This window comes from uncultured Ruegeria sp. (assembly GCF_947500045.1).
Classification (GTDB): domain Bacteria; phylum Pseudomonadota; class Alphaproteobacteria; order Rhodobacterales; family Rhodobacteraceae; genus Ruegeria.
Window position 1 is genome coordinate 58,905 of record NZ_CANMQQ010000016.1, and the last position, 12,794, is coordinate 71,698.

Here is a 12,794-nt window from a genome sequence, read left to right on the forward strand (position 1 = left end):
TAGTTTTTCATTAATGTCCCAAATGATGTCACCTGCGATCAGAGGTGCATGTAAGAATTCACAACCTCCATGTCGTTTGTCAGGGCTTCAGTTGTCCCGGACCAGACCACCTCGCCCTTGTTCAAAAGGGTGTGGTGGTCCACGAATTTCGACATTGCCGCGATGTCCTTATCGATCAGCAGGATCGCCAGGCCTTCGGCCTTGAGTGCTGCCAGTTTTTCCCAGATCTCCTTACGGATCAGGGGTGCAAGACCTTCTGTCGCCTCATCCAGGATCAAAAGGGACGGGTTGGTCATCAATGCCCGACCAATGGCAAGCATCTGCTGTTCGCCGCCGGACAGCTGGGACCCCAGATTGACCTTTCGTTCCTCAAGACGCGGGAAGAAGTCATAGACCTTGCGCAAGGTCCAATTCCCGCGCGAGCGGGCAAAAGCGCGCAAATTTTCTTCGACCGTCAGCGTCGGAAAAATCCGGCGTCCTTCGGGAACCAAACCGACCCCGGCCCGTCCGACCTTGTAAGCGGCAAGCCCGGTGATGGGGTGACCGTCAAACCGGATCTCTCCGGCCTGAGGCTTCAACAGACCCATGATCGAGCGCACGGTTGTGGTTTTGCCCATTCCGTTGCGCCCCATAAGGGTTGCCGCCTCACCACGTTCCAGTTTCAGGTCGACCCCGAACAGAATTTGCGAATAGCCATAGCCCGCTTCAAGGCCTTTGAGTTCCAGCAGGCTCATACTGCCTCCTCTCCCAGATAGGCCGCGCGGGCCTGTGGGTCGCTGCGCACCTGTTCCGGCGTGCCTGCTGCAATGATCTGACCACTTTCCAACACCGAAATGCGATCCGCCATGCTAAAGACGGCCTCCATGTCATGTTCTACCATCAGCAGCGGCACCTGTGCCTTCAGGCTTCGCAAGGTATCAACCAGTTCTTCGCTTTCAGCCCGGCCCAGACCCGCCATCGGCTCGTCTAAAAGTAAAGCATCGGGGTTTGTGACCACTGCCATGGCAAGCTCTAATAGCCTGTGTTCTCCGTGCGACATGTCCGCACCGCGTGCGTCTTTTCGTGCCCCCAAACCAATCATGTCCAATGCATCAGCTGCCTTTGCATTCAGCCCGGAATCGGACGCGGCAATGCGCCAGATTCCCATGCCACCCCCGTCACTGGATTGTGCCGCGAGCGCCACGTTCTCCAGCGCAGAAAAATCTGGAAAGATCGAAGTGATCTGGAATGTGCGCCCCAACCCCGCCGCCGCGCGTTGGTGCATTGGAAGGTCGGAAAGATCCCGACCATTCAGAGTAATTCGCCCAGACTCGGCTGGCAGAATACCTGTAATCAGATTGATTAGCGTCGTTTTGCCTGCGCCATTCGGCCCGATCAGCGCGTGGCATTCCCCAGTGTGCAGCTCTAGCGTCACATCGCGCGTGACCTTCAGAGACCCAAATGATTTCGAAAGCCCCTCAACTGTCAAAACGGCGCTCATCCGGTCGCCCTCTTGTTTTTGAGTAATCCTGCAAGTCCGCCTTTCGAAAACAACACGATCAGAACCAGAAGGGGTCCGAAAATCAGCCGCCAATCATGGGTGATCTGCGACAGGATTTCTTCGATCAAAACGACAAAGAGCGCGCCCAGCAGGGGGCCGTTCCGTGTTGCCAATCCCCCCAGAACAACCATGATGATCAAATGTCCCGAAATCTGCCACGACGTGGTTGAGGGGCTGATGAATTCAGCTTGGCAAGCCAACAAAAAGCCCGCGACACCTGCAAGCATCCCCGAGATGACATAGGCAATCAGACGGTAAACGAAGACGTTATATCCTAATGATCCCACACGCGTTGGGTTTTGCTTGGCAGCCCTCAACACGCGCCCGAACCGCGACATCGCCAGTCGCCACACGAAAAACCATATCAGCGCCAACAGCACGAGAGTCGAGTAAAATAGGCCCGATCCTGTTTGAAACAGGTACATCCCGAACACTTCGGGCGTGTCCCACAGTGTCAGCCCGTCATCTCCGCCGTAGTAGGACAATGAGGTCAGCGAGAAATACACCATTTGTGCAAAAGCCAACGTGATCATGATGAAATAGACACCCGTGGTCCGCAGCGAAATCGCCCCTGTGATCAAGGCGAAAGCACCTGAAATCAAAAGGACAAGGGCAAGGATTGGGAAAGCGCCATACACACCTTCTTGCAGGGCGATGCCGGTGACATATGCCCCAATCCCCAAAAATACCGCGTGCCCGAAACTGACCATTCCGCCATAGCCCAACACCAGGTCCAGCGAGATGGCCGCAATGGCAAAGATCATAGCCTTGATCACGAGGCTCAGCATATAATCACCGCCCAAAATCGGGCTGAGTAACGGCATAATTGCTAACAAACCAAGAACGATCAGGCCAATCATCAAGGACCGATCCAACGGTCCGCGGTTTACAGGGGCCAGGTCCGGCACGGGAAGTTCGCTCATCTCGCGCCCCCTTGCGCCGGAAACAGACCTTGTGGTTTGAAAAACAGGATAGTGGCCATGAACAGGTAAATCAGCATCGAGGCAATTGAAGGACCAATTTGATTTGCGGCAGAGGCATCGAAGATTAGCCCCATGGCATCGGTCGCTATCGTCCGGCCCAACGTATCAAGAACGCCGACCAGAAGGGCCGCAATGAAGGCTCCCCGGATCGAACCGATGCCACCGATGATGATCACCACGAAAGCGACGATCAAAAGATTGTCACCCATCCCCGGCTCAATGGTGAAAATTGGCGCTGCCAGTGCTCCCGCCAGCCCGGCCAGCATCGCGCCAAAACCGAAGACGATCATGAACAGGCGGCTGATATTTACACCAAGCGCATTCACGGTTTCCGAGTCGCTTGCCCCGGCCCGGATCAACATGCCGACACGGGTTTTTGTGACGATCACATACAGACAGAGCGCAACAAAAAGACCGATGGCAATCAGCGCAAGCCGATAAACCGGGTATTTCAGGTTTTCTGTCAGTTGGATCGAACCCGACAGGATTTCAGGTGTCGGCAAAGTCAATGTGCCGGGCCCCCAGATCACCTTAACCAGTTCGTTGACGAACAGAATAATGCCAAAAGTCGCCAGAACCTGGTCCAAGTGGTCTCGTGTGTATAGATGTCGAAAGATTAGCTCTTCCAACAGCAGTCCAAGAACCAGAGCGGTGACCAACCCCAGGGCCAAAGCCGCCAGAAAGTGATTGGTCCAGCTATAATACATGAAGGTCAGATAGGCACCGATCATGTATTGGACGCCATGGGCAAGGTTGATGAAGCCCATGACGCCAAACACAAGTGTCAGGCCAGCGGCGATCAGAAACAGCAGAACGCCGAACTGAACGCCATTGAGCAGTTGGATGAGCAGAATAGTCGAGTTCATCGGATGCAGCCCAGCCTGACGGGATCGCTCACTTCATTTTGCAGTCTTGGGCAAAGCTGTCTGAGTAGTCTTCGAACACCTTTGACTCTACTTCAGTCCAGAATTTGCCGTCTTCGCGCTGCGCAACGCGTAGCAGATAGAAGTCCTGAATTGGGAAGTGGTTGTTGTTAAACGCGAAGTTACCGCGCAGCGATTCAAAATCTGCAGCCTCCAAGGCTTCGCGCAAAGCGTCTTTGTCTTCAAGGTTACCGCCAACCGCACGTACCGCGCTGTCGATCAGCAGCGCCGCGTCATACGCCTGCATCGCAAATCCGCCAGGGATATAGCCGTACTTCTCTTCGAAGCGGGTTACGAATTCCTGACTTCTGGGCAGATCGAGGCTGGGTGCCCAGCTTGTTGCTCCGAAAAAGCCCAATGCAGCATCTTGCTGAGCGGGCAACGTGGCCTCATCGACAGTGAAAGCCGACAAGAAGGTCATTTTGTCAGCCAAACCAGACTCGCGATACTGTTTGACAAATCGCACGCCCATGCCGCCCGGCATAAAGGTGAACAACGCCTCGGCCCCGGCTTCGGACATCTCCGCAATCTCAGCCGAGAAATCCTGATGCCCCAGCGGCGTGTAGACCTCGTTCGTAATCTCACCCTCGTAGAACTTCTTGAACCCTTCGACCGCATCACGCCCAGCCTGATAGTTGGGCGTCATCATGAACACGCTCTTGATCCCCTGATCTTGCGCATGCTTGCCCAGAACTTCGAAATTCTGGTTGTTCTGGTAAGAGGTTGAAAAGAAGAACGGGTTGCAATTACGCCCGGCCAAGGTCGACGGCCCTGCGTTCGGGCTGATCAGAAATGTCTCGGACTTAGTCACCGGCTTGACGATCGCGCCCAGCACGTTCGAGAACACAGTCCCAACGACAAAATCGACCTCATCCCGTTCAAGCAGACCTTTGACCCGAGTCAACGCAACTTCGGGCTTTAACTCGGAATCGACGACGAAAACCTCGGTCGAAACACCGCCGACCTCACCGTTCATATCTTCGACGGCAAGACGAAATGCGTCTTCAACCTGTTTCCCCAAAACGGCTGGCGGACCTGACAGCGGTACGACAACCCCGATCTTGAGATCCTGCGCCAGTGCCGGACCGATCATCGACGCAGCGCACGCGGCTGCATATAGTATTTTTTGCATTTCTTCCTCCCGTTCAATTCAAGGTCCCCGGCTGCTTGGCGACGAAGGCATGATAAGCCTGAACTTGCGCCCCGAACCCTGTTGCCCGGGAAAATCGGCGGCCAGCTTCCTGCGTTTGCGTCTTCGTCGGTCTCAGCTCTGTCTGGGTATTGGCAGGCGCTCTGCTGAAGGCCCGCTGATCTCGCTCCTCTATTTTAAGCTAGAATATTTTAAGCATGCTTTCAACAAAAACACACGCGCAAGAACTTTCGTTGGTACGATGATCCGCGACACTGGTTGGGAACACAATATCCATTCGCCGCAACACATCGATACCCGCCAAATCCCAGGCGATATCCTCAAAAAGCATCTTGGCCCTCCTTCTGCCACCCAACGACTCAAATATTACTTTATACATAAAATTTCAATCTTGAAATAAATAACCTTTTGCGCCAAAATAGCCGCAAGAATGTTGGAGGCCGATGACAAATGACAAATTCAGACCTCCTGGGCCGAATTCGCCGACGCGCCTCGACGGGCGGTGACACCCAATGAGGCGCGTGCTTGTAACCGGGGGCGGTACCGGGCTTGGCCTGGCGGTAGCAAAAGCCTTTTCGGATGCCGGTGACGCTGTGACCATCACGGGTCGCCGTGCTGACGTACTGGAAACGGCGGCGCAGGGGCGGCCGATCAGCTGCCGCACGGCGGACGTGACACGGGAAGAAGACGTTGCCGCGCTTTTTGAAACACCCTTTGATGTGGTGGTTGCCAATGCGGGCGGCGGCGGATCGTCCAAGCTGGCCAATACATCGCTGGCGGAGTGGAATGCCACCCTGCTGGTGAATATGACCGGAACCTTCCTGACCTTTCGCGAGGCATTGACGACGATGCCGGACGGCGGGCGACTAATTGCGATGGCTTCAACCGCATCGTTACAGGGTAATGCCGCAATCCCGGCCTATACCGCTGCCAAACACGGCGTTTTGGGGTTGGTACGGTCCGTGGCACAGGACGTGGCACGGCGCGGTATCACATGCAATGCGGTCTGCCCCGGTTTTGCCGATACTGATTTGGCCGACACCGCCATCAAAGGGTTGATGTCACGCTTTGGGATGGATCGTGATGCAGCGACACAAAAGGTGGTTTCAGGCAATCCGCAAGGCCGCTTGATCGATCCGTCCGAGGTGGCAGGCACCGTGATGTTTCTGGCTTCACAGGCTGCGGCCTCGATCAACGGGCACGCGCTGGCCATTTCCGGCGGTGAGGTATGAAAATGATGTGTGACACGCGCGCGATGCGATCCAAGCAGGAGCTGACATGACGCTGGCAGAGACAAAACACTTTCGATGCGACATCCGGGACGGTATCGCACGCATTGCTCATGACCGACCTGATCGAAAGAACCCCTTCACATTCGATAGCTACGCCGAGCTACGCGACTGGTTCCGTGCCCTCGCCTATTCCGATGATGTGCACGTCGTGGTCATTTTGCCCAATGGCGGCAATTTCAGTTCGGGTGGGGATGTGCACGACATTATCGGCCCGCTGACCCGGATGACGATGAAAGAACTTCTGGCCTTCACCCGCATGACCGGCGATTTGGTCAAGGCGATGATCCATTGCGGTAAACCCATCATCGCGGCGGTCGATGGCGTCTGCGCCGGGGCTGGGGCGATCATGGCGATGGCATCAGACCTGCGGCTGGCCACACCAGACGCCAAAACTGCCTTTCTGTTCAACCGCGTGGGGCTGGCCGGGTGCGACATGGGGGCCTGTGCCATGCTGCCCCGGATCATCGGACAGGGGCGCGCAGCCGAGTTGCTGTATACCGGTCGTGCCATGAGCGCCGAGGAAGGTGCCAACTGGGGTTTTTTCAACCGTATTGTGGGGGCCGAGAGCCTTGAAACCGAAGCCATCACACTGGCCGAACGGATTGCGTCGGGGCCGACCTTCGCCAACTCCATGACAAAAACGATGCTGGCGCAGGAATGGAACATGAGTCTGGATCAGGCCATCGAGGCCGAAGCACAGGCACAGGCGATCTGCATGCAAGGCAAGGATTTCCAGCGGGCCTACACCGCGTTCGTGGCCAAGGAAAAACCAGTGTTCGAGGGCGACTGATGGCGGATCGTTCCTTTCTTGACTGGCCCTTCTTTAACCCGGACCACCGGGACTGGGCCGCGCAGGTGGAAGAGTTCGCCGGCTCGCTGGACATTGATCATGGCGATACCGATGCCGCTTGCCGGAATTTGGTCAAGTCGCTGGGATCTGCGGGTCTGCTGGCCCCAACTTCGTCTGACGATGGCAGTTTTGATGTCCGCCGCCTGTGTCTGGCCCGCGAAATTCTGGCGCGACATGACGGGTTGGCGGATTTCTCATTTGCCATGCAAGGGCTGGGCACCGGCGCGATTACACTGTTTGGCACGGATGACCAGAAATCTGCTTGGCTACCAAAAACCCGAGCGGGCCAGGCCATCTCGGCTTTTGCGCTGACCGAACCCAACTCGGGTTCGGACGTAGCTGCCTCTCAGCTGACCGCCACGCCGGATGGGCAGGGCTTTGTTCTGAATGGTGAAAAGACGTGGATCTCAAACGGCGGGATCGCGGATGTCTATACCTTGTTCGCCCGTACAGGCGAAGCGCCAGGGGCGCGGGGCCTTTCGGCGTTTATCGTGACACCCGACATCGCCGGTTTCGAAGTGGTCGAGCGGCTGGACACCATCGCCCCCCACCCGCTTGCCCGGTTGCGGTTCACAGATGCGCGCCTGCCCGCGTCTGCCATGCTGGGGGCACCCGGTCAGGGTTTCAAGATTGCGATGTCTGTACTGGATGTCTTTCGCTCGACCGTGGCCGCCGCCGCGCTGGGATTTGCCCGGCGTGCATTGGACGAAGCCCTGGGTCGTGTCACGACCCGCAAGATACAAGGCGTACCGCTGGCTGAGCTGCAAATGGTACAAGGACATATCGCCAGCATGGCGCTGGATATCGACGCCACCGCCCTGCTGACGTATCGCGCCGCCTGGACACGCGACACAGGAGCGCCCCGTATCACGCGCGAGGCGGCAATGGCCAAGCTGTTCGCCACCGATCAAGCGCAACAGGTCATCGATTCCGCCGTACAATTGTTTGGCGGAGATGGCGTGCGTTCGGGCACAACAGTTGAATCGCTTTATCGTGAAATCCGCGCCCTGCGCATCTATGAGGGCGCAAGCGATGTGCAGAAAGTCATCATCGCGCGGCAGGTTCTCAGTACCTTTGAAGGGGGATAGGGAATGCTTGGTCCATCAGCCCATATCGATACATTCGCACGGGATAACCTGCCATCGCAGGCAAGCTGGCCCGATTTTCTTCTGGGCGGTTTCGACTATCCAGACCAGCTGAACGCGGCGGTTGAGTTGACGGATGCGATGGTCGGCAAAGGGTTCGGGGATCATGTGGCCCTGATCGGCAATCAACGCCAGCGCACTTATAAGGAACTCACTGACTGGACCAACCGGCTGGCCCACGCGCTGGTCGAGGACCTTGGGGTTAAACCCGGAAACCGCGTGTTGATCCGGTCTGCCAACAACCCGGCCATGGTAGCGGCCTGGCTGGCAGCGACCAAAGCAGGTGCAGTGGTCGTCAACACGATGCCGATGCTGCGTGCGGGCGAGTTGACCAAGTATGTCGATACCGCCGAAATCACGCATGCATTGTGCGACACCCGCCTGATGGACGAGATGACCAAATGTGCCAAGCACAGCCGGTTCCTTAAAACCGTTGTCGGTTTTGACGGCACCTCGAACCATGATGCCGAACTGGACCGGCTGGCGCTTGAAAAGCCGGTCAAGTTTGATGCGGTCGAAACCAGTCAGGACGACGTGGCGCTGCTGGGCTTCACATCGGGCTCGACCGGGCAGCCCAAAGCAACGATGCATTTCCATCGCGACCTGCTGATCGTCGCTGATGGTTATGCGCGTGAGGTTCTGGGCGTGACGCCCGATGACGTCTTTGTCGGCTCTCCTCCATTGGCCTTTACATTCGGGCTGGGCGGGCTGGCGATCTTTCCGCTGCGCTTCGGGGCCACCGCGACGCTACTGGAACAAGCCGCGCCACCGCAGATGATCGAGATCATCGAGAAATACAGGGCCACCGTCTGCTTTACCGCACCAACCGCTTATCGGGTGATGTTGCAGGCGATGGATGACGGGGCGGACCTGTCCTCGTTGCGGGCCGCCGTATCGGCCGGGGAGACCCTGCCCGCCCCGATCTATGATGATTGGATAAAACGGACCGGAAAGCCGATGTTGGACGGGATCGGCGCCACCGAAATGCTACATATCTTCATCTCGAACCGCTTTGACGATCACCGCCCGGCTTCGACTGGAAAACCTGTATCCGGGTATGAGGCAAAAGTGATTGGCCCGGACGGCGAAGAACTTCCCGATGGCGTGGCCGGTCGACTGGCGGTGCGCGGCCCCACCGGATGCCGGTATCTGCGCGGTGACCGGCAGGGCGAATATATAATGGATGGCTGGAACATCACCGGTGACAGCTTTGTACGCGATGCTCAGGGACGGTACCACTTTGCCGCCAGAAACGACGATATGATCATCTCAGCGGGATACAACATTGCAGGGCCCGAGGTTGAGGCAGCACTGCTTTCCCATCCTGCCGTTTCTGAATGCGCGGTCATCGGCACCCCTGATCCTGATCGCGGCGAAATCGTTGAAGCGCACGTCGTGCTGAACGCAGGATACCAATCGGATCAGGCAATGACCGATGCATTGCAAACGCATGCCAAAAACACCATAGCACCTTACAAATACCCGCGCTCGATCCGGTATCGCCCGACCTTGCCCAAAACAGCGACCGGCAAGATTCAGCGTTTCCGGCTGAAAGAGGCGCAGTGATGATATTTGAGATGAAACAGAAGGTTCTGTTCAAACATTGCGACCCGGCGGGCATTGTCTTTTACCCCCGGTATTTCGAGATGATGAATGACTGCGTCGAAGCGTTTTTCGACGAAGCCCTACAAGTCCCTTTTGAAACCCTGCACAAATCCGGCAACGGGTCACCCACCGCCCAGATCGAGACGCGTTTTGCGCGCCCCAGTTATCACGGAGATCACCTTGTCCTGCAGCTCTGCCTCTCGCGTGTTGGATCACGATCTGCCACCTACCGGATGAAAGCACTGTGCGCAAACGAGACCCGGTTCGACACAACCGCGACACTGGTTCACGTGGACAGCGATGGAAAATCTACGCCTTGGCCTGACCATATGCGCAGCCGAATGAAAGAATACGAGGACCAATTGAATGACACATAAAGTGATCCACCCCGATGGCTGGCTGCCAGCCAAAGGCTATGCAAACGGAATGCTGGCCAAAGACGGCACCCTGCATATCGGCGGACAAATCGGTTGGGATGGAAACAAAGAATTCGTCAGTGATGATTTCATCGGGCAGATGCGGCAAGCCCTGATGAACATCCGCGCCATTGTCGAAAGCGCGGGCGGTCGTGTCGAGGACGTAACTCGCCTGACCTGGTTCGTGACCGACAAAGGTGAATATGTGGCCGCGCAACGGGCCGTGGGCGAAGCCTATCGCGAGGTTTTCGGCAAACATTTCCCGGCCATGTCCATGCTGGTTGTTGCCGGTCTGGTTGAAGACCGGGCAAAGGTCGAAATCGAAGCCACGGCACATCTGGGCTGATTTCGTCGGTGTTGTCACCGCTCTTGTCGTTCCCCTGTTTCACAACTGGCCGTCAACAACTTGACAATACAGAGTTACCCGTTGGGCACTGCCAGTTTTTCGACTATTTACTCTGACCGTCATAGTGCAGGTCGACCAGCCAAAGTGAACCATTACGTCTGACGGTGAACTTGAAATCCGTCTTACCCTCGTTCAACCCTGCGTGTAGCAGAGCTGCAATCGTGTTCGGCCCATCAATGCTTTCATCTGACGGAAAATAGCTGGTGATTTGGTCGTTCGGTTTCAGAGTTGTGTCGTCATTCAGACCTTGCGGGATATGGGCCACGCTTGTAACCCAATTGCCGGTATCGGCATAACGGCTTTGAAACATAATACCATTCGACAAGGTTGTATCCTGGACGACATTCAACACAACGTCACGCGTGACAACGCCATCCCGAGGGTCAGTAAGGCCCAATGTGACGCGTAATGTTCCGTCTTCCGAAGGCTCGGCTCCAGCATTGCGTAGCGTTTCGCTGATCGCGCCGATCTCTTCGATATCCATCCCGTCGACCGTGTCGATACGCAGGCCGGCGCGAACCCATGCAGGGGCAGACGCAGCCACAAACTCAACTGTGTCGAGTTGATCCGCGGACGCCGCAAAGGGCAAATGAACGTTCCATTTCGAAACGACCCCGGTCTGATCGACGCTTGGGATTGGATCAGGTGTGGCCTCAGTCTCAACCGCGGCAAGTGCAGCAGCTTCCTTTTGCGCCTCTAACTTGGCGCGCTCTTCAGCCTTGGCGACCGCGCTTGCGCGGGCCGCCGCCTCGGCCTGAGATTTGGCCAAAGTTTCTGCCTGAGCTTTTGCCTGAGCCAAGGCACGTGCCTCTGCCTCAGCGGCTGCAGCAGCACGTGCTTCTGCTTCGGCCTGGGCTTTCGCCAAAGCCTCAGCCTGCGCTTCCGCTTGTGCCAAAGCGCGCGCCTCGGCCTCAGCGGCTGCTGTGGCACGTGCTTCTGCTTGGGCTTGAGCTATCGCCTGAGCATTCGCTTGGGCTTCTGCCTCTGCCCGGGCGCGGGCCTCTGCCTCAGCGGCCTCATTGGCACGCGCTTCGGCTCGGGCTGCGGCTTGGGCTGCGGCTTCTGCTTCAGCGCGCGCGGCGATTTCTGCCTGCGCTCGCGCTTCCGCTTCGGCCAATCGAGCCTCGGCTTCAGTCGCCCTTGCTGTGGCATCCGCAACGGCAGCAGCCGCGGCCGCTGCCTCCGCTTCGGCTTGAACGCGTGCTTGCGCCTCGGCTGCCAAGACATCTTCTTGCGTTACCTGTGGTTCAGCGGGTGATAGAATATTGCCATTGGAAAGGACCGCGGCTATCGCGCCAACAAATCCAAGTGCAAGCACCGCGCCGCCTATCAGCCAACGCTTGCTACCGCCTGATGAAGAGACGGCAATCTTAACGTCTTGCTCCATCGTCGGGGCCTCGGCAACACGACCTATCGCGTCAAGCCACTCATCAGCAGTCTGAAAACGATCCTTTGGCAAGGCGGACATGGCTTTGTCCAACGCTTCCAGAAAGACGTCATCGTATTTATCAAAACGCCCCTGAAGAGGTTTGCAGGGATCGGGCTTTTGCTCGGCTATCGCCGAAACCCTGGTCTGGCTGTCCGGCGCACGCTCTCCGGTGATCACGTGATAAAATGATGCTGCCAATGCGTAGAGATCGCTATAAGCTCCCTGTACACTATTCTTGACATAGAATTCCTGTGGGGAATAGCCGTCCTTGACCGCACGCAGCGCCGATAAAACGCGATCGGTTTTCCTGTTCTGCTCACGCGCGGCCCCGAAGTCAATCAGCACCGGCACCTTGTCTGGTCCAACCAAGATATTGTCGGGCGAAATATCCCGATGCAGCATCCCCTGCTTGTGCATGTAGGCGACCGCATCCAATATTTGCCTGAGGATAGACATGACATCGGCTTCGTCTAGCTGCGTTTCCGTGTTTTCAATCGCATCCAGAAGATCAGGGCCTTCGACAAAATCCAGAGCCATATAGGCAGTGTCGTTGTCTTCAAAGACCTGATGGACACCGACGATATTCGGGTGATCCATCTGTGAAAGGCGCTGCGCCTCGCGGATAAAGTGCCGAACAATTTGACGAAGATCTTGCGTGTGTGTGGGCGTTCGTGCTGTCACGAGCGCATTTTTTCGACGCGCAAACATACTTGGAAAGCACTCTTTGATCACCACCTTGCGTTTGAGGCTGTCAAAGGCGAGATAGGTAATCCCGAAGCCACCGCTGTTCAGATAGCTATCAATTTTGTACTGGCCATGCAGCAGTTCGGTCCGTGCAGGGAGATTGTCCGCGGAAAAGTCGCCAGTCATCTGATCTATCTCTTCATGATCAGTTTTTACCAGTTTCATTACGTTGCCCATGGCTCACCCAGTCTGCTGTTCTTCCAACACTGTGTCAGGAAATTCTCAAAACCCGATCACAGCTTGTGCTTGTTACAAACTCAACTAATAGGAGAATATGTCTAAAACGTGATGTAGTTAGAGATTCTCTGCCT

13 protein-coding genes are annotated in these 12,794 nt (G+C 56.6%); 6 read left to right on the top strand and 7 right to left on the bottom strand.

Features of this window, described 5'->3' with window-relative positions:
* Positions 1-38: 38 nt before the first annotated feature.
* The 6 genes from Q1B46_RS20235 to Q1B46_RS20260 form a co-directional block, all read right to left on the bottom strand.
* Positions 39-734: an ABC transporter ATP-binding protein gene (locus Q1B46_RS20235; protein ID WP_299951289.1), complete on the bottom strand. Its 696-nt coding sequence runs from the start codon at positions 732-734 to the stop codon at positions 39-41.
* Positions 731-1,480, bottom strand: a complete 750-nt coding sequence (locus Q1B46_RS20240; protein WP_299951291.1) for an ABC transporter ATP-binding protein — start codon at positions 1,478-1,480, stop codon at positions 731-733. The genes Q1B46_RS20235 and Q1B46_RS20240 overlap by 4 nt, the downstream gene beginning before the upstream one ends.
* Complete coding sequence (locus Q1B46_RS20245; RefSeq protein WP_299951296.1) at positions 1,477-2,463, bottom strand: branched-chain amino acid ABC transporter permease; 987 nt, start codon at positions 2,461-2,463, stop codon at positions 1,477-1,479. The genes Q1B46_RS20240 and Q1B46_RS20245 overlap by 4 nt, the downstream gene beginning before the upstream one ends.
* Entirely contained in the window at positions 2,460-3,389 is a 930-nt protein-coding gene (locus Q1B46_RS20250; RefSeq protein ID WP_299951299.1) for a branched-chain amino acid ABC transporter permease, read from the bottom strand. Before Q1B46_RS20250 ends, Q1B46_RS20245 begins: the two co-directional genes overlap by 4 nt.
* Positions 3,390-3,417: 28 nt before the next feature.
* Positions 3,418-4,578, bottom strand: a complete 1,161-nt coding sequence (locus Q1B46_RS20255; RefSeq protein WP_299951302.1) for an ABC transporter substrate-binding protein — start codon at positions 4,576-4,578, stop codon at positions 3,418-3,420.
* 199 nt (positions 4,579-4,777) lie between these two features.
* Positions 4,778-4,927 (bottom strand): hypothetical protein, encoded by a 150-nt coding sequence (locus Q1B46_RS20260; protein WP_299951305.1) that lies wholly within the window; start codon positions 4,925-4,927, stop codon positions 4,778-4,780.
* Between the two features lie 181 nt (positions 4,928-5,108).
* On the opposite strand from Q1B46_RS20260, the gene Q1B46_RS20265 reads away from it, so the two are divergent.
* Genes Q1B46_RS20265 through Q1B46_RS20290 form a run of 6 tightly spaced genes read left to right on the top strand, consistent with a single transcriptional unit; the run spans position 5,109 to position 10,250 of the window.
* Complete coding sequence (locus tag Q1B46_RS20265) at positions 5,109-5,828, top strand: SDR family oxidoreductase (RefSeq protein ID WP_299951308.1); 720 nt, start codon at positions 5,109-5,111, stop codon at positions 5,826-5,828.
* A 46-nt stretch (positions 5,829-5,874) separates the two neighbouring features.
* Positions 5,875-6,678 carry an enoyl-CoA hydratase family protein gene (locus tag Q1B46_RS20270; protein ID WP_299951311.1) on the top strand — a complete coding sequence of 268 codons (804 nt, stop codon included), beginning with the start codon at positions 5,875-5,877 and terminating at the stop codon, positions 6,676-6,678.
* Positions 6,678-7,826 carry an acyl-CoA dehydrogenase family protein gene (locus Q1B46_RS20275; RefSeq protein ID WP_299951314.1) on the top strand — a complete coding sequence of 383 codons (1,149 nt, stop codon included), beginning with the start codon at positions 6,678-6,680 and terminating at the stop codon, positions 7,824-7,826. Before Q1B46_RS20270 ends, Q1B46_RS20275 begins: the two co-directional genes overlap by 1 nt.
* Before the next feature lie 3 nt (positions 7,827-7,829).
* Positions 7,830-9,449, top strand: a complete 1,620-nt coding sequence (locus Q1B46_RS20280) for an AMP-binding protein (RefSeq protein ID WP_299951317.1) — start codon at positions 7,830-7,832, stop codon at positions 9,447-9,449.
* A gap of 11 nt (positions 9,450-9,460) precedes the next feature.
* Positions 9,461-9,865: a thioesterase family protein gene (locus Q1B46_RS20285; RefSeq protein WP_299951320.1), complete on the top strand. Its 405-nt coding sequence runs from the start codon at positions 9,461-9,463 to the stop codon at positions 9,863-9,865.
* Positions 9,855-10,250 carry a RidA family protein gene (locus Q1B46_RS20290; protein ID WP_299667949.1) on the top strand — a complete coding sequence of 132 codons (396 nt, stop codon included), beginning with the start codon at positions 9,855-9,857 and terminating at the stop codon, positions 10,248-10,250. The genes Q1B46_RS20285 and Q1B46_RS20290 overlap by 11 nt, the downstream gene beginning before the upstream one ends.
* A gap of 103 nt (positions 10,251-10,353) precedes the next feature.
* On the opposite strand, the gene Q1B46_RS20295 is transcribed toward Q1B46_RS20290, so the two are convergent.
* On the bottom strand, positions 10,354-12,648 hold the full coding sequence (locus Q1B46_RS20295) for a serine/threonine-protein kinase (RefSeq protein ID WP_299951323.1): 2,295 nt from the start codon (positions 12,646-12,648) through the stop codon (positions 10,354-10,356).
* Positions 12,649-12,794 lie beyond the last annotated feature (146 nt).

What these genes read in the sequence shown, in the direction of transcription:
- Q1B46_RS20280 (WP_299951317.1), top strand. Translation starts at nt 7,830, where the DNA reads ATGCTTGGTCCATCAGCCCATATCGATACATTCGCACGGGATAACCTG.
- Q1B46_RS20260 (WP_299951305.1), bottom strand. Translation starts at nt 4,927, where the DNA reads ATGCTTTTTGAGGATATCGCCTGGGATTTGGCGGGTATCGATGTGTTG.
- Q1B46_RS20255 (WP_299951302.1), bottom strand. Translation starts at nt 4,578, where the DNA reads ATGCAAAAAATACTATATGCAGCCGCGTGCGCTGCGTCGATGATCGGT.
- Q1B46_RS20285 (WP_299951320.1), top strand. Translation starts at nt 9,461, where the DNA reads ATGAAACAGAAGGTTCTGTTCAAACATTGCGACCCGGCGGGCATTGTC.
- Q1B46_RS20275 (WP_299951314.1), top strand. Translation starts at nt 6,678, where the DNA reads ATGGCGGATCGTTCCTTTCTTGACTGGCCCTTCTTTAACCCGGACCAC.
- Q1B46_RS20250 (WP_299951299.1), bottom strand. Translation starts at nt 3,389, where the DNA reads ATGAACTCGACTATTCTGCTCATCCAACTGCTCAATGGCGTTCAGTTC.
- Q1B46_RS20245 (WP_299951296.1), bottom strand. Translation starts at nt 2,463, where the DNA reads ATGAGCGAACTTCCCGTGCCGGACCTGGCCCCTGTAAACCGCGGACCG.
- Q1B46_RS20235 (WP_299951289.1), bottom strand. Translation starts at nt 734, where the DNA reads ATGAGCCTGCTGGAACTCAAAGGCCTTGAAGCGGGCTATGGCTATTCG.
- Q1B46_RS20270 (WP_299951311.1), top strand. Translation starts at nt 5,875, where the DNA reads ATGACGCTGGCAGAGACAAAACACTTTCGATGCGACATCCGGGACGGT.
- Q1B46_RS20290 (WP_299667949.1), top strand. Translation starts at nt 9,855, where the DNA reads ATGACACATAAAGTGATCCACCCCGATGGCTGGCTGCCAGCCAAAGGC.
- Q1B46_RS20265 (WP_299951308.1), top strand. Translation starts at nt 5,109, where the DNA reads ATGAGGCGCGTGCTTGTAACCGGGGGCGGTACCGGGCTTGGCCTGGCG.
- Q1B46_RS20295 (WP_299951323.1), bottom strand. Translation starts at nt 12,648, where the DNA reads ATGAAACTGGTAAAAACTGATCATGAAGAGATAGATCAGATGACTGGC.
- Q1B46_RS20240 (WP_299951291.1), bottom strand. Translation starts at nt 1,480, where the DNA reads ATGAGCGCCGTTTTGACAGTTGAGGGGCTTTCGAAATCATTTGGGTCT.